Raw genomic sequence first — 19,610 nt, 5'->3', positions numbered from 1 at the left:
GTGGCCGGAGTCATCATCACCTCGGTCAGCTACCGGGCCTTCATCGACCAGCCGAACGGGCACACGCCAATCTCGTGGCTCCTGGTCATCCTCGGCGGACCGGCACTGTTCCTCGCCGGCCGCGCCCGCTTCGAGTACACCGTGTACGCCGGCGTGTCCCCGACCCGGCCGATCGGCGTGCTGGTGCTGGCAGCTCTCCTCGCACCACTGCTCCTCGCACCGCCACTGGTCGCCGCCACCGCGGTAGTCGTCGTGCTCACCAGCATCGCGCTGGCCGACGCACTGCGCGTCCGGCATCGGCCGCCAGCCCAACCCTCCCCGCCACCCCATTACCGCCCAGCGAAGTAGACGACCCATCATCGCTAATCTAGGCGTCGCAAATCTTGGCAAAGCACCTGTTTGACCGCGAGTCACGCTGAAGCGGACGTAATTTGGCTGCAGGGCAGCGGTGCGCGGGGGATGCTGCGATGGGTGAGCCGCGGGAGGCGTTCGTCGAGTTACAGGAACGACTACATCGGCCGGGTACGCGAATGCTGGATCGGCTTCGGCGGGCACAGGCCGAGGACGGACAGGTCGGTGCCGAGGACCTGGCGCGGGCCGCGGGCGAGTTCGCGTGGCCGGTGGCGGCCGTGACCGGTACGGCGACCTACTACGCGGACTTCGCGAAGGGTCGCCGGGGCCGACGGCACGTGCGGGTGTGCGAGGGAACCTCGTGCTTTGTGAGCAGCTAGGGCTGGCACATCGCGCGGCTAGGGCAGGCGCTGGGCGTACGGCTGGGCGACAAGCCGGGCGCGGAGGTCAAACAGCAGATAGATCGCAGCAGCGACCCCGAGCGCCCGGCCACGGAGGGTCTGGACCAGGCCCGGAGCCGAACAGCCGTAAAGGCGGGGCCCAAGGCCGCTGAAGGCCAGGCAGCGGATCACGGTGCCGCGGTGCCGCGTCTACCGGAGAGTCAAAATCGGCTGACAACTCGGGGCAGTCCCAGCGAGGTTTCTGCAGCGGCTCAGGTCTGTTGCGGAGGGGGATACTCCGGAACGACTCTGGGATTGGGCCTGGGACAGATTCGGGTGTAGGACGCCTGATAGGCGTCCTACACCCGAATCGCTCAACCCGCCCGCACGAACGTCAGAGCCGGACGCGTTGTTGAGCTGCGGTGCGGATCTCGGGTAGGTGGTTGGTCGGGGTCTGTGCGTACGCGGCCAGGATGTCTGTTGACCGGTCGACGTGTTCCCACAGCGCCTCTTCCTCGGCGGCCGTCAACTCCTACAGCAAGCCGGACACGCCATCCATCCCAGCCCACACCGGCTCGCCACGCTCAACGAGCTCTACAACCATGTGACCGCACAAGGAATCACCAGCCCGCCAGAGATCAAGACAGCGCGTTAATGATCTGCGAGCCCCAAGCCCGACGTGGACGGGGTCGACTGTGACCCCCGGTCCCCGTCACCGCACGCCCGGGTCTCGCCCAGCGCCTCGGCCTCGCCCGCCACGTAGCCGGCCGGCTTCGGCGCCTGGTTCCCACGCCGACGTGGGAGGATGACCGCGCGGCTGGTGTGAAGCGCCAGCGGAGCAGCCAGCCGCGCGGCCCCGGACGACGGCGCGAGCGGGCCCCGTGGGGCCGCGCAGCCGCACTCCAACCTTACCTCGCCCGTTCAGAGCGGAATTGATTCATCGAGGGTGACAAGGGAAAGGTGCACCTGACCTGCAAGGATGTGAGTGTCTACGTCATATCCACAGCAGAATCGGGTGCACCTTTCTGGTGAGCAAGGGTAGCGGGTGGGATCAGCGGCTGCAGGTGACGGCGGGTGGGAAGGGTTTGGTCGGGCAGGTGGGCTCGGTCTTGCTGCGCCGGTGCGCGGACCGGACCGGGCTGACCGGGGCGTTGAACGCGGTGTTGCCCCGCGGCGCGGGGCCGGGGTGGTGGGACCGGGGAACGGTCCTGGTCTGTCTGGCGACCGCGATCGTGCTCGGCGCGACCAGCATGTCCGATATCGGGCTACTGGCCCATCAGGCGCTCGTGTGCGCTGATCCGCCGTCGGAAGCGACCGTCCGCCGGGCCCTGGCCGGGCTGGACGAGACCGCCCTGCGCCGGATCGCCAAGGCGAGGGCGAAGGTCCGCGCTCGGGTTTGGGGCCTGCTGTCCCGCCGGCCGCAGGGCTTCCCGTGGCTGTGCGTGGCCGGCAAGCTGCTGTCCGGGTGGGTGGTCATCGATCTGGACGCCACCCTGATCACCGCCCACTTCGACAAGCAGGGCGCGGCGGCCACGTTCAAGAAGGGATGGGGGTTCCACCCGCTTGGGGCGTGGTGTGCACCTGCCCGCAAAGCTGGCCACCCACGCCCGCCGGAGAATCCTGTCTATCCCCGACACCTGGCCCTGGGCTGAGGCGTTCCAGCTCTGCTGGCAACGCCTCAGCCTGCTACCCCTGACCACCTGACCCGCCCACCCCGGCCCGACCAGCGCAAAGACCACCCGGACTGGAGAACCGGCGCCCGCGCAGCGACATGCGCTGACTTCTACCCCCACCGAAAGGGACAAAACGGTCAAGCCGGAACGGACGACCAGGGATCAAAACCCTCGGACGGATCGAGGTCAGGGCCGCTTGCCACCCTCCCGTGCGTCTCCACGGTCGGGCTGCCCTCAGCTTCACCAACCTGCTGCGACAGGCCGGCGGAGGGGTTCTTTCACCCCCTCCCGGGGTGGTGGCGCCTCGCGGCGCACGAACGCGTACTTCCAGTCGATAGCCCGCGCGACCATCTGCGCGGCCTGCCGATCGGTCAGGTTCTCCGTGTATTGCAGGGCGGTCACCAGCGCCAACACGCCCGGAGACTCGGCCGGGGCGCCCCGGACACCGAACGCGGCGGCGAACTGCTCATCGGTGAACACCTCGCCCAGGTGGTCGCGGGCGGACATCGCCACACTGCCGTTCGGGAACGCAGCCCGGGCCACCTGCACCGTCTGCTCCGGAATCTGGAACCGCGACCGCGGCTGCATCGACACTCGCACACCCCGCCGCACGGCCGGAAACGACAAGAACACGACCGCGAACAGGGATCATCACCCAGGAACCGGCCAGGCAGAACGATCCCGACGGCGTGTCACGACTCTCCCTTGATCAGCAGGTCCGCCGCTATTTCTACAGTCCCGGTAGCGGCTGTTCGCGGTTGCCGGGCGCCTCCTTCGGCCCGGTGAGTTGTCGGGTGAGTTTATTGAAATTCTTGTCGTTGTATATCCAGCCTGTGTCGATGAGCCGGTAGGCGTTTCCGGATCCGCCGACCAACGGTGCCGTGACCACCGCGAAAATGTTTGTGACACCATCATCCGGTCCGACCAGCCGCAACCCACGCCCTACCCGCAGGGTGATCTTCACCCCAGCGGAGAGGTCCATCTCCTTCCCATCTAAGGTATTGACCGAACCGCCGATTTTAAGATTTAGGGGGCTGGGCAATCGTTTCTCCGCCCCCAATTTGACATCGATGGATATCGAGCCAGAAAGGGTCCACCGATCCGCTGATTCCCACAGCGCCTTTTTGCGCAGTCGCTCGATGTCGCCCGCCGTGGGGGCGGGATCGACCAGTTCCAGGTACAGGGTCCGTCCGGTCCCGTTCTGCTCAACCGATGCTTCCACGACCGCGGTGGGTCGACCATCCATGTCATACCCCAGTCGGAGACGAACCTTTTTCAAGTCGCCGGGGAGGACAGGCGGACTTCCGTCGACCACCCCGACGCGTGGGATAAGAACTCTTCGGCCGGTTCCCTCCCCGAAACGGGGGCCCAGTCGCCCATCTCCGCCCACCGGCGACGTGTAGTAGTAGAAGTCGCTGAACAACCACCGGTCGTCGAGTTCCCACACCCGGCCGGCTTCCGTGTTCCTCAGTTCGGCCAGCTCGTCGTTGGTGAACCTGCGTTCGACATCCCCGGCACCACCGGAGAGCGAACGATCTCCGGTGGGTTCCCGCCCGACCGCCGCCGGCCTCTCGGGCAGTGGCTCACCCCCGATGCGCCGACGTTTCCTGACCCGCCCAGCCGATCCGGCTTGCTGTTCGCGGTCGCGCGTCTCTTTCCGCCTGGTGAGCTTTCGGGTGAGTTCATCGAAATTCTCGTCGTTGTATATCCAGCCCGTGTCGATGAACCGGTAGGCGTTTCCGGATCCGTCGACCAACGGCGCCTTGACCACGACGAAAACGTCTGTGACAACATCATCCGGTCCGACCAGCCGCAACCGCCGCCCTACCCGCAGGGTGATCTTCACCCCAGCGGAGAGGTCCACCTCCTTCCCATCTAAGGTATTGACCGAACCGCCGATCTTAAGACTTAAGGGGCTGGGCAATCGTTTCTCCGTCCCCAATTCGTCATCGATGGATATCGAGTCGGAAAGGGGCCACCGATCCGCTGATTCCCACAGCGCATTTTTGCGCAGTCGCTCGATGTCGCCCTTGGTGGGGGCGGGATCGACCAGTTCCAGGTACAGGGTCCGTCCGGTCCCGTTCTGCTCGGCTTCCACGACCGCGGTAGGTCGACCATTCATGTCATACCCCAGTCGGAGACGAACCTTCTTCAAGTCGCCGGGGAGGACAGGCGGACTTCCGTCGACCACCTCGACGCGTGGGATAAGACCTCTTCGGCCGGTTCCCTCCCCGAAACGGGGGCCCAGTCGCCCACTTTTGTCCACGAACGACGTGATGTGGTAGAAGTCGCTGAACAACCACCGGTCGTCGAGTTCCCACACCCGGCCGGCTTCCGTGTTCCTCGGTTCGGCCAGCTCGTCGTTGGTGAACCTGCGTTCGACATCCCCGGCGCCATCGGAGAGCGAATGATCTCCGGTGGGTTCCCGCCCGACCGCCGCCGGCCTCTCGGGCAGCGGCTCACCCCCGATGCGCCGACGTTTCCTGACCTGCCCAGCCGATCCGGCTTGCTGTTCGAGGGTGCGCGTCTTTTTCCGCCCGGTGAGCTTTCGGGTGAGTTCATCGAAATTCTCGTCGTTGTATATCCAGCCCGTGTCGATGAGACGGTAGGCGTTTCCGGATCCGTCGACCAACGGTGCCTCGACCACGACGAAAATGTTTGTGACAACATCATCCGGTCCGACCAGCCGAAGCCGCCGTCCTACCCGCAGGACGATTTCCACCCCAGGGGAGAGATTCACCTCCTTCCCATCTAACGTCTTGACCGAACCGCCTATCCCAATACGCAGGGGTTTGCGCAATCGTTTATCCGTCCCCATTTTTACAGCGACGGATATCTCGTCGGAAAGCGTCCACCGATCCGCTGGTTCCCACAGCGCCATTTTGCGCAGTCGCTCGATGTCGCCCGCCGTGGGGGCGGGATCGACCAGTTCCAGGTACAGGGTCCGTCCGGTCCCGTTCTGCTCGGCCGATGCTTCCACGACCGCGATGGGTCGACCATTCATGTCATACCCCAGTCGGAGACGAACCTCCTTCCAGTCGGCGGCGCGGACAGGCGGACTTCCGTCGACCACCTTGGCGTGTGAGGGGATAAAAACTCTTCGGCCGGTTCCCTCCCCGAAAACGGGGCCCAGTCGCCCATCTCCGCTCACCGGCGACGTGTAGTGGTAGAAGTCGCTGAACAACCACCGGTCGTCGAGTTCCCACACCCGGCCGGCTTCCTTGTTCCTCAGTTCGGCCAGCTCGTCGTTGGTGAACCTGCGTTCGATCTCTCGGTAGATGAGTCTTTCGGTGCCATCGGTCGTGGGGTACGGGATTTCGGCAATACCGACGCCTTCTCCGTCGAGCTTCCCGAAACGGATAGCGACCACATCACCCGGGATGGCGAGCTGTCCGATGTAAAGGAGATATGTGCTCTCGTTCTTGCGGCCCAGCCAGATGCGCAACCCTGGTTCCCGCCCGGCGGACTGGACGCCGACGGTGACGTGGATGGTGAACGGGTCTTCGAGGTCCCATCGGTTTTCGTCTTCCCAGCCGCTTCTTGTATGGAGGACGGTGAGGTGCCGGAGGTGTTCTTCGAGTTCCTTGGCCTGGCTGCGGGGAGAGGCGGGGTGTTGACGGATGGCCGCGAGGTTGCGGTGGAGTGTGTCTCGCAGGATGTGCCAGTGGATGTTGGTGGGATTCTGTTCCGCCGTCTGGATTTTCGCTTTCAGCAGACGGAGTGCCTCGTCAAACGCGGCAGCCCGTAGGTGCTGTTCATCGGGGGTCATCGGTGGCCGGGGGAAGCCTGCGGCGATGCGGATGCGGGCATCGTGTGAGTCACGAGGTTGGACGATGATGTAGATGCCGCTCCACCAAACGACTGGTTGCGGGATGCGACCGTTCAGCGGGCCGATGGTGTACGGGTCACCGAACGGGTGGTGGATCCGCATCGGCTGATCCATCCCCCAGGCCAGGACATGGAGAACCAGATGCGCGGCGTCGTAATCCCCGGACTGTTTGTTTCCGATCTTGCCGATCAGGAGCCGGTGCAGGGTTTTTCGCCGCTGCGGGGACGCGTTCTCCGGATACGGAAGAAGCTCGGTGAACCTCGACTCTCCGCCCCCGAGGTCGGCGGCCAGTTGACGGGCCATCCACGCACGCACCCCAGCCACGGTGGTGACCCCCAACTTCACCAACCGCTCCCGGTAGGCGTTCAACACCGACTCGTAAAAGGCGAAGTGCGGCTTCGCCCGGTACTGCTCGAAATCGATGTCGAACACCTCCTGCGCCCACTGGCCAAACGCCGCCTCGCCACGAGTTCCCATGGCCCACAACTGTTTGGACACCGAGGTCACTCTCACCCTCCTTGCGGGGGCTCGACCGGGCTGATGCCCCTCCGGCAGCTCCCACTCCGTGGGGGGCTTCGGTGTCGACAGATCGAAATCTGTCAGATCGGGGTGCCATTCGTCCTGAAAAGCCAGGTCAAGAAACGCCGGGTCGAAATCTTCCATTAGAGCGGGCGGCTGCCAGTCTGGGAAGTCGGCCGGATCGATGGGGGTGTCTCCTGATGCCTGCATCGCTTGGGACGGGCTGCGTGGTGTGCTGGTGGAGGCGAGCAGGAGCGCGCTGGGGTCGGTGCCGGTCGTGGTGTTCGGCCGCGGGTGGCGGGTGGTGTGGCCGAGTAGGTCGGTGATGGTGGTGGGCCGTCCGTTCCCGTCGAACGCGGCCAGCAGGGTGCTGGATGCGAACAGGTGTTGTAGCCACGGATCTTGTATCGGATTTTTCGGTTCGGGTCGGTTGGCGGCGTCGGGCACCAGGGGGTCCCGCACCTGGATTCTCGGCGGCCCGGATTCCTGTGGCTGGCTGTAAAGGGCGAACACGTGCTGCGGTTCGTTCGGTGGCGCGTCCCTGACCACGACCATCGATCCTGGCGCCGCCTTCAGCGCGGCCAGCACGTCCTCTCCTGCGACTCCGTGCGGGTGGGGGGCGACATGCTCGGGTACCGTGTCGAGGATTTCCATCAGTTGCGGCCAGCCCATGGTGGGCGCGAGCCGGCCGTCGGGTCCGATGATCCGGTCGTCGAACACCGCCCGGTTGCCCAGCCGTTTGTACTCGGTTTGGAACACATCGAGGGTGGCCGCCACGCACCACCACGGGGCGCCGCTGCTGCCGGGACGCGCCTGCTCCGCAGTGGCCCAGTTGGCGGCCCGCTGCCCGGACTCGAACATCCCGACGGCCTGCCCGGTTGCCGCAACGGCCGGCTCGCCAAGCTTGCCGGGGTCGCCACTGACCGATTCGTCCGGCGAGGAGACGCCACTGATCGACATCGTGTCGCTGGAGCCGGGACCGCTCAACACGTCATCGCTAAAGACAGAGCTCAACACGTCATCGCTAACGACAGACATGCCACTGACCGACGCCGTATCACTGGTGTGGTCGTCATCGCTGATCGACATGCCATCGACACCGGAGTCGGCGTCACCCGGCACGGTACCGCGGGCGCCGGCCGCATCCGGCGTGCCGGGTGTCGCGCTGCCGGCCGACCGGGTCACCGTGCCGCCGCTGAAGTCGAACGCCTCACCGGTCCGCCGCCACCGCTCGGCGTCGGTCTCGACCGTGTCCGCAGCGGTGCGCTGCGGCGTGCTCATGTCACGGCCGAACGTGTCACCACCAGACGGCCCACCCTCGGTGCCCGACCCGCCCCCGGTGCGCTGACGTTTCGCGGCTGGCCCAGGTGCCAACTCGGGTTGCTGTTCGCGTTTGGTGCGCCGCTTTTTCTGCGTGTCGATGAGCCGGAAGGCGTATACGATTGTTTCGTCTTCCAACGGCTCAACCAACGGCGCCTTGACCACAGCCCAAGGGGTTGAGGAGTAAATGTTTGCGCCGGCGTCCGATCTGAGCAGCAGTGGTCCTACCCGCACGGTGACCGCCGTGCCCTCGTCGAGCTTCACCTTCTTGCCATCTACAGTCATGTCCGAACCGCCGGCCCTAAGACCCTGAGTTCCGCGCAATCGATTCTGCGAATCAATGTGGGTATTGATAGATATTGGGTCGCGAAGCGTCCACCGTTCCGCTGGTTCCCACAGCGCACCTTTGCGCAGCCGCTCGATGTCGTCCGCGGTGGGGGCGGGGTTGACCAGTTTCAGGTACAGGGGCCTTCCGATCCCGGTCATGTTGGCCGGCATTACCACGTCCGCGAAGGGTCGACCTCCCACGTCATACCCGAGTTCGAGACGGACCTCCCCCTCGGGGAGAACGAACCAACTTCCGTCGACCACCTTGCCCCTCGATGGGATACGATGGCGGATTTTTTTTTCGCCGAGACGGGCAGCCAATCGCCATGTTCTGTAATCCCAGGTCGTCGTGTAGTAGAAGTAGTCGCGGGGCTCCCGCTCCCCCTGGAATCTCCACACCGGGCCGGTCGGTACCCTCTCCTTCAGTTCTTCCAGATCACTGGCAGTGAAGTTGCGGCCGATCTCTCGGTAGGTGTAGGTGAGTTCTTCGCTGCCGTCCCTGGTGTACGGGATTTCGATAAAACCGACACCTTCGTCGCCGACCTTCCCGAAACGGATTTCGACCGCATCGCCCGGGATGACCATTCGGCCAAGATAACCGAGATATGTTTCAGTGCCGCCCAGCCAGATTGCTACCCCTGGACGCCCGCGCTTGAGGGTGGAGGTGATGCGGAGGGTGAATTGGCCTTCGAGGTTGGCCCTTGGCTTCTTGTCCACCCAGCTGCTGTCTTTGATGAGACTGATAAGGTATTGGCGATGTTCTTCGAGTATGTCGTCCTGGTGGGCCCGCTTGCCGGGGTCGGCGGGGCGTTGATCGATGACCGCGAGATTGCGGTGGAATGTGGCTTGCAGGATGGGCCAGTGTTTTGGGGGGTTATCCCCTTTCGCCCTGGCGATTTCCGCTTGCAGCCGGCGGAGTTCGTCCTCGAACGCGGCATCCTGTTGACGCTGCTCGTCGTTGGACACCGACTGCGGGGAAAAGCTCTCGATGGGGGCACCGTCTGGGTTTGCAGGATGTTTGACGACGATGTAGATGCCGTTCCACCACACGACCGGCTGTGGGATGACACCGTAACCGGGCGACGGGCCGATCGCGATCGGCTCACCGAACGGATGGTAAACCAGCATCGGCCGGTCCAACCCCCAGGCCACAACATGAGGACCCACATGCGTGACGTCCCAATCCCAGGATTGAGGGTTTCCGAGCTTGTCGAGCCACTGCCGGTGCAGGGCCTCTCGTTCCCGCTCGGACATCAGCTCCGGATACGGAAGAAACTCGGCGAACCTCGACGGTCCAACCTGGGTGAGGTCGGCGGCCAGTAGGCGGGTCACCCACGCGCGCAGTCCATCCGAAGTGGTGACGCCCAACTTCTCCAAATCTTTTCGGAAGATGTCAAACGCCGAATCCCAGAAGGCGTTGTTCGACTTCGCGGTGTCCGCCGCGAGATCGATGCCGAACACCTCTTTCGCCCAGTCCTCGAATTTCTGCGACACCCCTGACGGCCGGTCGGAGGGTGGGCCGTCTGGCGGCGGCGCCAGCGCGGAAGCCACACGCTGGGTGAGCTGGTGTGTGAGCGCAGCAGAATTGCTGCTTTCCCAATTCGTTTCGACGAGCCGGTAGGCGTATCCGGATCCGTCGACCAACGGTGCACTGACCACGACGGAAATGTATGTGACTATATCGTCTCCGACCCGCCGCCACCGGTCTCCTACCAGCAGGCTGATTGCCGTGCCCGGGCTGAGATCCACCTCCTTGCCACCTAGCGTATTGTTCGAACCGCCGACCCAAATACCCAGGGGTGCGGGCAATCGCTGATTCGCCCCCATTGTGTCATCGATAGATATGCTGTTGAAAAGCCACCAATGAATCTCTGATTCCCATGGCGTAGTGTGCGAGTTCGCGCTGCCATCCGGGAGATCGATGTCGAACTCCCTGCTTGCCTGCGGCCCGGATGTCCCCGGGCCAGTAGCAGACAGGTCGTAATGTTCCGCTGAACCGAACGGCTGCTGGCCGCGCAAAGCGTCAGGGCCGGCCGGGGGGCGCCGCCATTGCATCGCCGCCGTACCAGAGAACGAATCAGCGGACGGCTCCAGAGACTCAAAATCTGCCGGCAGAGCCGGAGAGCCGACCGTTTCCGGCAGCAACCCCCAGTCAGGCACCGATGCCGACAGATCCACCCCTGCCAGATCCGACTGGACCTGTCCGGTACCCCCCGGCTCCCAGTCGTCGGCGAGCGTCGGTGTATTCATTCGAGGCAGATCCAGACCCATTTCCAGATACGGGTCGACTACGTTGTGGGATGCCTGATCACCAGACACCAGGCCAGGACCAGACGGGACGCCGTTGCCCGCTGGACCGGGTGGCTGCCCGTGGGAGTCGGCCGGGTCGGTGTTTGCCCGCATCGCTTGGGACGGGCTGCGTGGTGTGCTGGTGGAGGCGAGCAGGAACGCGCTGGGGTCGGTGCCGGTCGTGGTGTTCGGCCGCGGGTGGCGGGTGGTGTGGCCGAGTAGGTCGGTGATGGTGGTGGGCCGTCCGTTCCCGTCGAACGCGGCCAGCAGGGTGCTGGATGCGAACAGGTGTTGTAGCCACGGATCTTGTATCGGATTTTTCGGTTCGGGTCGGTTGGCGGCGTCGGGCACCAGGGGGTCCCGCACCTGGATTCTCGGCGGCCCGGATTCCTGTGGCTGGCTGTAAAGGGCGAACACGTGCTGCGGTTCGTTCGGTGGCGCGTCCCTGACCACGACCATCGATCCTGGCGCCGCCTTCAGCGCGGCCAGCACGTCCTCTCCTGCGACTCCGTGCGGGTGGGGGGCGACATGCTCGGGTACCGTGTCGAGGATTTCCATCAGTTGCGGCCAGCCCATGGTGGGCGCGAGCCGGCCGTCGGGTCCGATGATCCGGTCGTCGAACACCGCCCGGTTGCCCAGCCGTTTGTACTCGGTTTGGAACACATCGAGGGTGGCCGCCACGCACCACCACGGGGCGCCGCTGCTGCCGGGACGCGCCTGCTCCGCAGTGGCCCAGTTGGCGGCCCGCTGCCCGGACTCGAACATCCCGACGGCCTGCCCGGTTGCCGCAACGGCCGGCTCGCCAAGCTTGCCGGGGTCGCCACTGACCGGTTCATCCCGCAAGAACACGTCACTCAACGAACCCGTGTCGCCGAGTCCAGGCTTGCCAGGCACCCCACCAAGCGACTCGTCCCGCAAGAACACCTCACTCAACGAACCCGTGTCGCTGGTGTCGAGGTTGCTGAACACGTCATCGCTGGAGACAGACGTGGCGCTGGCGCTGTCACTGTCACTGTCACTGGCGCTGTCACGGTCGCTGGCGTTGGCGTTGGCGTTGGCGTTGTGGTGGATCGGCGTGTCATCGGCGCGGGAGGCAGCGCCGGCCGGCACCGTGCTACGGGCGTTGGTCGCGTCCGTCGTGCCTGGAGTGCCAGCCGTGTCTGGTGTGCCGGGCGTGCCGGGGGTGCCGTGCGTGGCGCTGCCGGCGGCCTGGGCGAGGACCTGGTGGGAGCCGTCTGCCCATTCTCGTTCGAATGATCTGGCGAGGGGGCCGTGGATGGCCGGATCGACGCCGTATCGGTCGGCCAGGGCGTTGAACAGGGCCGGCGCCGGGCCGGCCGCCGCCGTGGTGTGCTGCTCGGGCGTTATCGGTAGGGTCGGCGCGCCGGTGGGCCCGCTTTCTTGGATGTCGACGGTAGCCCAGTTGGCGGCCGGTGCGGTGGCGTCGGGGATGGCCGCGGCCGTGATGCGGGCGGGCAGGTCGGTGACCGTCTGCTGGACCACGTTCGCCACGGCGTTGACCTGCGCGGCGTCGGGGCCGGCCACCACAGCGGGCAGCACGGCCGGCAGCACGGGGGGCAGCGCGGAGGTACCGAGGATCTCATCGAGGATTCGGGCCATATGGTTCCACACGTCGTGCTTGACCGCCTCGCGCACCGCGGCGGACGGTACCGCCCCGGCGCCTGCCGGCACGCCTGCGCCTGCCGGCACGCCTGCGCCTGCCGGCACGCCTGCGCCTGCCGGCACGCCTGCGCCTGCCGGCACGCCTGCGCCTGCCGGCACGCCTGCGCCTGCCGGCCGCTGGCCTGCCGGCAGGCCAGCGGCCGACGACGTGCCTGCGCCTGTCGGCGTGCCGGTGCCTGTCGGTAGGCCGGCGGCGAGGTACTGGTCGATGTGGTGTTCGGCGGCCAGGTGCGCGATCGCGCGCAACGCCTCCAGGTCGAACGCCGCCGGCAGCGCGTCGATCACCTGCTCCGACCACACCTCGGCCGGGATCTGCTCACCCGCGGACGCCAACGCCTCGGCCATCCGGGCCACCGCCCGCTCCCGGACACCCGTCAGATACCCCTCGGTGAGCGCGGTACCCGGCAGACCGACCGCGGACAGGAAGGCCAGAACAGTCGGATCACCCTGCCGGGCGTCGACCCACCCGGCGAAAACCCGCTCGATAGGCACGGCAAGCGCGGCCATTCTCTTGCCCGCCCGAGCCACCCCGGCCAGCAGCCCACCGTAGCGATCCACCAGATCCTGCTGGAACCGATACCACTGCTCGACCACCGGCGCACCAGCTGCCACAACCCACTCCGGCGCCGGCACGGCCGGCATCGACAGCGACGGCACCGACCACGACGGCACCGACGGGTCCGGGTTCGGCGTGGGCAACTCCAGGCTCGGCGTGGGCAACTCCAGGCTCAGCGGCGTGGGCGGCGGCGTGGGCATGTTCGATGCCGGCAGCGGCAGCGGCGGCGGGGTGGGCGGCGGGGTGGGCGGCAGGGCCTGCGTGCCGGCAGCCACAGCCGTCGGATCGTCGACCCCGGTCTGGTAGCCCGTGGACGTGTCCCCACCAACCGGTGTCGACGCCACCGGCAGGACCGGCCTTCCGTCCGGCGTGAAATCGGTACGAGGCATCTGCACCCGGGGCTGCATCATGGCGCGACTCAAGAGGAACCCGAGCACGCTCGCGGCCGATCCCCCCGCCCCCGACAGCGCCCCGGAGAGAAGGTCCGCACCGAGATTGTCGAAGTCGTAGTACCCGTCGACCATCAGGCTGGAAAGCCCACCGAAGAGCCCCTCCATGCCGGTCTCCAGCACGGGCCGCGTCAGCAGATCGGTCAACAGAATCTTGGTGGTATCCGACACGCCCAGCTTGCTGACAGCGCCGGCGACAGCGCCAGCGACCTTACCCAACGCCGGCCCCGCCACCGTGCTGAGGAACGCCACCGCCCCCGCGTACGCCGCCTGCTTACCGACCGCCGACCAGTTCACCCCGGACTGCAGACCATCGGTCATCATCGACACCTCGGCCAGCAGCGCAGAACCCGGCATGAACAACATCTGCACAGCCGTGCCGCTCGCCGCCGAGCGGACCAACGCCGAACGCAGGATCGCCTGGATGATGGACCGTGTCTGGGCGACGTGTGCCGCCGCCCCCACCGGATTCCAGAACCACATCGCGAAGGCGACGGCAAACTCGGCCATCATGAAGCTGAACATGGCGACCGCCGTACGCTTGCCCTTCTCCGTCTCGAGGAAGAACTCCTTCTCCGCCTCGATCACGGCGAGCAGCAGGTCGGCCGTCTCGGCCATCTTCTTCACGAACGGAACGGTCTGGGCCACGAACCGGTCGAAGACCTCGCCCTCCCCCGCCTCCCCGACCGCCTTGATCGTCTGCTCCAGCAACGGACCAAGCACCGTACGCACCCGATGCTCCAGCACTTCGGCCGTACCGATGTCATCCCACAACAGCGGCAACTCCGCCCGGGACAGCCTGAACCCGGTGAATCCTTCCAAAAGCTCCAGCTGGCTCTCACTGAGCTCAACGGTCGGAACGGCAGCGGCCAACGCGCGCTCCTTCCCTGCCCCGAATCAGGGCACCCAGTGCGGATCAGTCAGCCGCGCTGACCGCCACCCCAGCTTCCGACCATCTCGTTCCAGTGCTGTTTCCGGCAGGTTGAATGAGCGCCACTCCGGCACCTTGTTTGGGCACCACCAAGTCACCCGGTCTCTTCGGGACCCCACGCAAGCGTGAAAATGGTGTCGGTTCGCCCGCCGACGTCGATGGATCTTGGGACGTTGTAGCCCGTAACCAAGTCTGACGCCGGGGCCCCGACCTGGAGGGTCACGCACTGTTGCTTCGAGCACGCCGGTCAGAATTTCGGTTCCCGACCGAGGCCCCCGGGCGGCCCGCCGTTGCCGTTATGCGTGGGAAGAAGGGACGGGTGGGGTGCGGGCTTCGCCTGCGGAGATTCCCGACGAGGAACACGAACAGGTTCTGGACCGGGTCGCGGCGGTCGATGTGGCCAAGGACTCGGGCATGGTGTGTACCCGGTTGCCTGGCGGGGCGGGTGGTCGGCGGACCAGTCGGGTATGGCAGGTGCCGGCAACGACCAACGCGGTCAGTGACCTCGCCGCCCAGCTTGTCGAGCTGGGGGTGGAGAAGGTGACCGTGGAGTCCACGTCGGACTACTGGCGGATCTGGTACTACCTGCTGGAGGCGGCGGGCCTGGACGTGCAGCTGGTCAACGCCCGCGACGTCAAGAACGTCCCCGGCCGGCCCAAGACGGACAAGCTGGATGCGGTGTGGTTGGCCAAACTCACCGAGAAGGACATGCTGCGGCCCTCGTTCGTGCCACCGGCGCCGATCCGGGTCCTGCGTGATTACACCCGCATGCGCGTCGACCTGACCCGCGACCGGACCCGCAACTGGCAGCGGCTGGAGAAACTCCTCGAAGACGCACTGATCAAGATCTCCTCGGTGGCGAGCACGCTCAACAGCGTGTCTACCCGGGACATGGTCGAGGCCCTGATCGCCGGGCAACACGACCCGCAGGCCCTCGCCGGCCTGGCTCGCGGGCGTATGCGCCGCAAGCACACCGCGCTGGTGGAGGCGTTGACCGGCCGGTTCGACACACACCCGGTCCGGTCAGCCGATACACCCGCCGCTCCGGCCCGCCGCCGGCCTCGACGCCCGCCAGCTCCACCCAGTCGCTGCGTGCCAGGCGGCAACCGCGTAGCTACTTGAGACCGGAATCTGAGCAGGAGTCCGCCACGCGCCGAGCCCGGGCCTCGTCGCTCGGTCAACCTTCGCGTCGTTCAACTCAACCCGAGCCCAAGCCCGGTGTCTGCGCTCGCATGGGGATGCCCGGCGGTTTGGGCCGCCGGGCATCCGTGTTCGTGTCGGTCAGGTGTCAGCAGCCGGGTCCGATGCTGACGCGGGCGAGGCGGGTTGCCCAGTTCCCGCCGACGAAGTACTGCTGGGCGAGGAGGGCGGTGCTGCCGGCGGGGCAGGTGCCGCTGGCGGCGACGGGGTCGACGTGGACGCTTGAGTAGTCACCGAAGCGGGTGTTGGTGGTGGTGTTCGATCCGGTGACCAGGGTGATGTCGCTGCCGGTGAGGGCGGGTACGCCGCCTCCGGGGAGCACCCCGTTGAAGGTGGTGGACGTGTTGGTGCAGGTGGTGGCTCCGGTGTCGGTGTAGGCCCAGTTGAGCCAGATGTTGAACGAGTTCGGCGCGGTTTCGAAGGCGCCCAGGGACGGGTTGAAGTCGTCGCTGGTGCCGCTGTGGAACGCGTTCGCCACGGTCACGGTGTTGGTGGCGGTGTTGATCGCCCCGTAGCGGACGCCGGGGAAGCCGGAGATGTTGAGGCCGTGGGTGAACCAGACGAAGGTCGAGTTCCCGGCCTGTACGGGTGCCCAGGCTATGCGGCCGTCGAGGGGGTCGAGGGTGACGGTGGTGCCGCACTGGTTGACGCGCCTGCTCGGGGCGGCGTAGGTGGAGGCGATGGTGGCCTGGAGTACCAGGGTGGTGCCGGGTCCGGCGCTGTTGTTCATCCGGTAGAGGTTGTAGCCGGTGCCGGGGACGCCGGCGACGTAGTAGGTGTTGGCGGTGGCGGCGATGGGGATGCCGGCGACGGTGACCGGTGCGGTGGAGAAGGCGACCGAGAAGGCGGGGAAGCTGACCGCGCCACCGACGTACAGCTGTGCCTTGGACACCGACCAGGCGGTGGAGTTGACGTAGCCGGGGTTGAAGTTGTTGGTCGAGGACAGGATGGCCACCCGGTCCTGGCCGAGGTACGGGTAGTCCAGCAGCATCCCGTTGGGGAACAGGGCGCCGGTGAAGGTCAGGGTGTAGACGAAGTAGCTGCCGCAGGCGTTGCTGCTGGTGCTGGCGGCCAGGAACAGCCGCGGCGCGGCGCCGGCGGTTCCGCTGGTGGTGGCGATGATGACGAACCGGTTGTTCAGGTTGTCGTAGATGGTGCGCGGGTCGAACACGTTGGTGGTGCCGAGCCCGAGCCACCCGGCCAGGGTGTTGGTGCACTGAAGCACGCCGGTCTTGCTGAACACGGTGACCCGGCGGTTGACGGTCTCCATGATCTGGGTGGCGCCTACGCTGGCGTTGATGTCGGAGGGTTGGGCACCGCCGCCGCCGGCCTGGTCGATGCCGGCGAAGTTGGAGTTGATGGTGGTCGGCGATGGGGCTCGTGATTGTCCACTTGGTCCGGTGTTCGGGCCGTCCGGGATGCGGGCGCTGGTTCCGGTGGCGGTCGGCTTGGCGGCCTTGTTGACGCCGGCGGGCAGGGCGGTGCCGGTGGGCTTGCCGTCGACACCCAGGACCGGGTGGTCGGCAGCGGCGGCGGTTTGGCGAGCCGGTGAGTTGGTGCGCTGGTCGACGAGCGTCGGGGTGGCGTAGCCGCGACCGGCCGGGGCGATCGCGACCTGCGCCGACGGTGCCGGGGGCGGGCTCGCGGCGGCGACGTCGACACTGACGAGCAGGCTCAGCAACAGGGCTGCGCACCCTGTCCCGGCCATGGCTTTACGTAGTCTTCCCACTGTTCCCTCGTTTCGAGGCACGGAACGAATATGATCGTGAGTAGCGGGAAGCTTCCCGACGGTGAAGATGCCAGGCGGCGAGGCATCGGAATAGGCGACTGTCGGGTTTTGGCAGTTTCGGTGAGTTGCGGTGGGTGTGTGAGCCGACGGATTTACGGATATCCATGCTTTTTGGAATGTGTCGGAGATGGGCCTAAGGCGTCACTTTGCGGGTGAGGCGCCCCTGATGCCGGAGTCGAACTGGATTTCGACCTCTGCGTACCGTCCTGGCTGGACCACGACGCTGACAGGCGTGGCCCGCGGGACCGGCCGACCGGTCGTGTTCTCGCCACGCAACTCGTAGCCGCCCGGCTCCAGGCCGATCGTGAAACGCCCGTCCTCGCCGGCCTCCGCAACCGCGACCTGATCGTCGGACCCGGCCCGCAACGCCACGATCCGGGCCCGGAGAGGGATCCGCGGACACGGCGACCTGGCCTCGAGTACGGGGCAGCCGACGTCGACCGTCGCCGTGCCCCGGACTCCCGCACTCCCGGCCGCCGGTGACGCTGGCGCGCCTCCAGGACCGGAGCCCGCACACGCCGCCAGCAGCACGGCCGGTAGCAAGAGAACCGTTCGCGGCCAGCCTGCTCGTACACCCATAAGTATGGGACGTCGGTCAGGCGCCGAGGGTTGCCGGCAACGTCCTGTCGGTCGGGCGGAACGCGTCAAGGGATTGAGGCCAGTGGGAGTTGAACGACCAGCGGTTGCGGCTCCGTTTGCTGGCCTGACATGCAGCGCCACCGGAAGGGCCGGCCCTTCCGTCGCTACCTGTGGCCGGTCACGTAGTAGCTGTTGTTTGCTCGTCGACCGTGTTTACGGCCCGCCGGCCAACTCGATGGGAACTGCTTTTCCGGCCCGCCTCATCCTTGACTGTGCCACGGTGTCCGCCCCTGGCTGCTTGGCGCTTGGGGCGGACACCGAGCTGAGCGTTCCGCTGTTTGTTCGCGATACCGACGCCGATGTCGTCAGGCGGCAACCGTCGGACGGGCGGCCAGGACGGACCGGGCGCGAAGGCTGCGTTCGGTGAGCGCGCCGAAGAGCAGCCCGAGGGTGGTCCAGGTGACGAGCTGGGTGCCGAGTGAGGCGAGCCGGAACTTCCAGAGCACGAGGGCGGGGAAGCCGTCGGGTACCTCGCTGATCGTGGGTAGCGCGGCCTGGATGACCCCGATGAGGACGACGTACGCGGCGATTGCCATGAGGGTCGCGGTCCAGGCGCCGTACCTCGGGTTGAGCCAGCGTCCGAGGTTGACGGCGAGGAGTCCGGTGCCGACCGCGATCACGATCATGAGGAAGTACAGGCCGGTTCGTTGCCCGAGGGTGTCCGGGTTGCCGGTGGCCGGTGGGTTGGCCGGATATTTGAGGAACGGTACGAACGCGACGGTCACGAAGCCGCCGAGCGCGACGAGCGCGGCGGTCGCCCGGGGGTTGAAGCGCCCGATCCGGCCGTACGCGATGGCGAAGGCGAGTGCGAACAGGCCGCCGAGCGCGACCCCGTACACCAGGGCGGCAGTGGCCAGACCGATCGTGCTCTGCACGGTGCGGCTGACCAGCTCGGGTTCGCTGGCTTCGCCATGCGTGTGGGCGGCGGCAGCGGCATGGGTGTGCGCGACGGCCTGGGCGGACTCGAAGTCGATGGCCTGCCCGACGGGGCCCTCACCGAAGACGGTGGCGAACAGGTAGGCGGCGGCACCGGCGGCGAGGCCGACGAGCATGCCGCGGACGAGAAGTGAGCGGGTGGACAGCATGAGGGGTTCTCGCCGCGCTCAGTGGCAGGGGAAGCCGAGCAGGTGGCGTCCGTCGTGCACGAACTCGTGCACCGTCTCGCCAGCGAACACGGACAGGACGCCCTGTTCGACGCCGACGAAGTAGAGCAGTACGAGCGCGATCACCGCGGCGAAGGCCGCCCAGGGCAGGATCTGCCGCAGCGGTATGGCGACCGGTGCGGGTACGGCGGTGGGAGCGGGCAGCGACATGTCGGCCATGACAAGGACCTCCTGGGATCACGCGTCCCCTAGCGGTTTCCGTGACGGTGGAGGGTCTGACTCTCAGCCGGTCAGGTGAGGCACCCGTCGGGCTGGTTACAGTGGCGCGACCGTGCCGGGATTACACCGGCTTCCTGCCACCGTCACGCTGTGGCCTGGACGCTACGGGCGGCAACGTCGCGGTGTCAATATCACGGGCACGGTTGATTTCGATGATCTTCTAGTTGCAACGCCGCTCGGTTAAGGCGTTGTGGCGGCTGTCGAGGGGTGTGTCGCTCAGGCAAACAGAAGCGGAGTTCCGGTATTGAGGTGAGTCACTCCAAGAAACCCTCGAGACCAGGAACTCCGCTTTG

General features: G+C 66.6%; 11 protein-coding genes and 1 riboswitch. Of the genes, 4 read left to right on the top strand and 7 right to left on the bottom strand.

Going from position 1 to position 19,610, the window contains the following annotated elements:
• Together ABGB16_RS30205 and ABGB16_RS30200 are read left to right on the top strand one after the other, a co-directional pair.
• Positions 1 to 348, top strand: a 348-nt coding sequence (locus tag ABGB16_RS30205; RefSeq protein WP_347671478.1) for a low temperature requirement protein A, incomplete at its 5' end; no start/stop codon positions are given.
• Positions 349 to 467: 119 nt separating this feature from the next.
• Entirely contained in the window at positions 468 to 731 is a 264-nt protein-coding gene (locus tag ABGB16_RS30200; protein WP_347671477.1) for an NAD(P)H-dependent oxidoreductase subunit E, read from the top strand.
• Between the two features lie 394 nt (positions 732 to 1,125).
• On the opposite strand, the gene ABGB16_RS30195 is transcribed toward ABGB16_RS30200, so the two are convergent.
• On the bottom strand, positions 1,126 to 1,260 hold the full coding sequence (locus ABGB16_RS30195; RefSeq protein WP_347671476.1) for a hypothetical protein: 135 nt from the start codon (positions 1,258 to 1,260) through the stop codon (positions 1,126 to 1,128).
• 499 nt (positions 1,261 to 1,759) lie between these two features.
• On the opposite strand from ABGB16_RS30195, the gene ABGB16_RS30190 reads away from it, so the two are divergent.
• Positions 1,760 to 2,383, top strand: coding sequence for a transposase (locus ABGB16_RS30190; RefSeq protein WP_347671475.1), 624 nt, complete (start codon positions 1,760 to 1,762; stop codon positions 2,381 to 2,383).
• A gap of 261 nt (positions 2,384 to 2,644) precedes the next feature.
• Here ABGB16_RS30190 and ABGB16_RS30185 read toward each other — a convergent pair whose 3' ends face one another.
• Both ABGB16_RS30185 and ABGB16_RS30180 read right to left on the bottom strand, forming a co-directional pair.
• Complete coding sequence (locus ABGB16_RS30185; RefSeq protein ID WP_347671479.1) at positions 2,645 to 2,992, bottom strand: transposase; 348 nt, start codon at positions 2,990 to 2,992, stop codon at positions 2,645 to 2,647.
• A 142-nt stretch (positions 2,993 to 3,134) separates the two neighbouring features.
• Complete coding sequence (locus ABGB16_RS30180; protein ID WP_347671474.1) at positions 3,135 to 14,249, bottom strand: hypothetical protein; 11,115 nt, start codon at positions 14,247 to 14,249, stop codon at positions 3,135 to 3,137.
• Positions 14,250 to 14,631: 382 nt separating this feature from the next.
• On the opposite strand from ABGB16_RS30180, the gene ABGB16_RS30175 reads away from it, so the two are divergent.
• The gene (locus tag ABGB16_RS30175) at positions 14,632 to 15,429 is read left to right on the top strand and encodes a transposase (RefSeq protein ID WP_347671473.1); all 798 of its coding nucleotides are present in this window, start codon (positions 14,632 to 14,634) and stop codon (positions 15,427 to 15,429) included.
• Between the two features lie 166 nt (positions 15,430 to 15,595).
• On the opposite strand, the gene ABGB16_RS30170 is transcribed toward ABGB16_RS30175, so the two are convergent.
• From ABGB16_RS30170 to ABGB16_RS30155, 4 genes are all read right to left on the bottom strand, one after another.
• Positions 15,596 to 17,188: a hypothetical protein gene (locus tag ABGB16_RS30170; RefSeq protein WP_347671472.1), complete on the bottom strand. Its 1,593-nt coding sequence runs from the start codon at positions 17,186 to 17,188 to the stop codon at positions 15,596 to 15,598.
• A gap of 249 nt (positions 17,189 to 17,437) precedes the next feature.
• Positions 17,438 to 17,668, bottom strand: coding sequence for a hypothetical protein (locus tag ABGB16_RS30165; RefSeq protein ID WP_347671471.1), 231 nt, complete (start codon positions 17,666 to 17,668; stop codon positions 17,438 to 17,440).
• Positions 17,669 to 18,240: 572 nt separating this feature from the next.
• Entirely contained in the window at positions 18,241 to 19,020 is a 780-nt protein-coding gene (locus tag ABGB16_RS30160) for a CbtA family protein (RefSeq protein ID WP_347671470.1), read from the bottom strand.
• An 18-nt stretch (positions 19,021 to 19,038) separates the two neighbouring features.
• Positions 19,039 to 19,257: a CbtB domain-containing protein gene (locus tag ABGB16_RS30155; RefSeq protein ID WP_347671469.1), complete on the bottom strand. Its 219-nt coding sequence runs from the start codon at positions 19,255 to 19,257 to the stop codon at positions 19,039 to 19,041.
• Between the two features lie 54 nt (positions 19,258 to 19,311).
• A riboswitch (cobalamin riboswitch) is annotated at positions 19,312 to 19,392 on the bottom strand.
• Between the last annotated feature and the right edge of the window lie 218 nt (positions 19,393 to 19,610).

The sequence above is a fragment of the Micromonospora sp. B11E3 genome (assembly GCF_039871625.1).
Taxonomy (GTDB): Bacteria; Actinomycetota; Actinomycetes; order Mycobacteriales; family Micromonosporaceae; genus Micromonospora.
Note: the sequence above shows the minus strand (reverse complement) of the source record. Positions and strands in the feature narration are given on the sequence as shown.

What these genes read in the sequence shown, in the direction of transcription:
- ABGB16_RS30155 (WP_347671469.1), bottom strand. Translation starts at nt 19,257, where the DNA reads ATGGCCGACATGTCGCTGCCCGCTCCCACCGCCGTACCCGCACCGGTC.
- ABGB16_RS30160 (WP_347671470.1), bottom strand. Translation starts at nt 19,020, where the DNA reads ATGCTGTCCACCCGCTCACTTCTCGTCCGCGGCATGCTCGTCGGCCTC.
- ABGB16_RS30185 (WP_347671479.1), bottom strand. Translation starts at nt 2,992, where the DNA reads ATGCAGCCGCGGTCGCGGTTCCAGATTCCGGAGCAGACGGTGCAGGTG.
- ABGB16_RS30200 (WP_347671477.1), top strand. Translation starts at nt 468, where the DNA reads ATGGGTGAGCCGCGGGAGGCGTTCGTCGAGTTACAGGAACGACTACAT.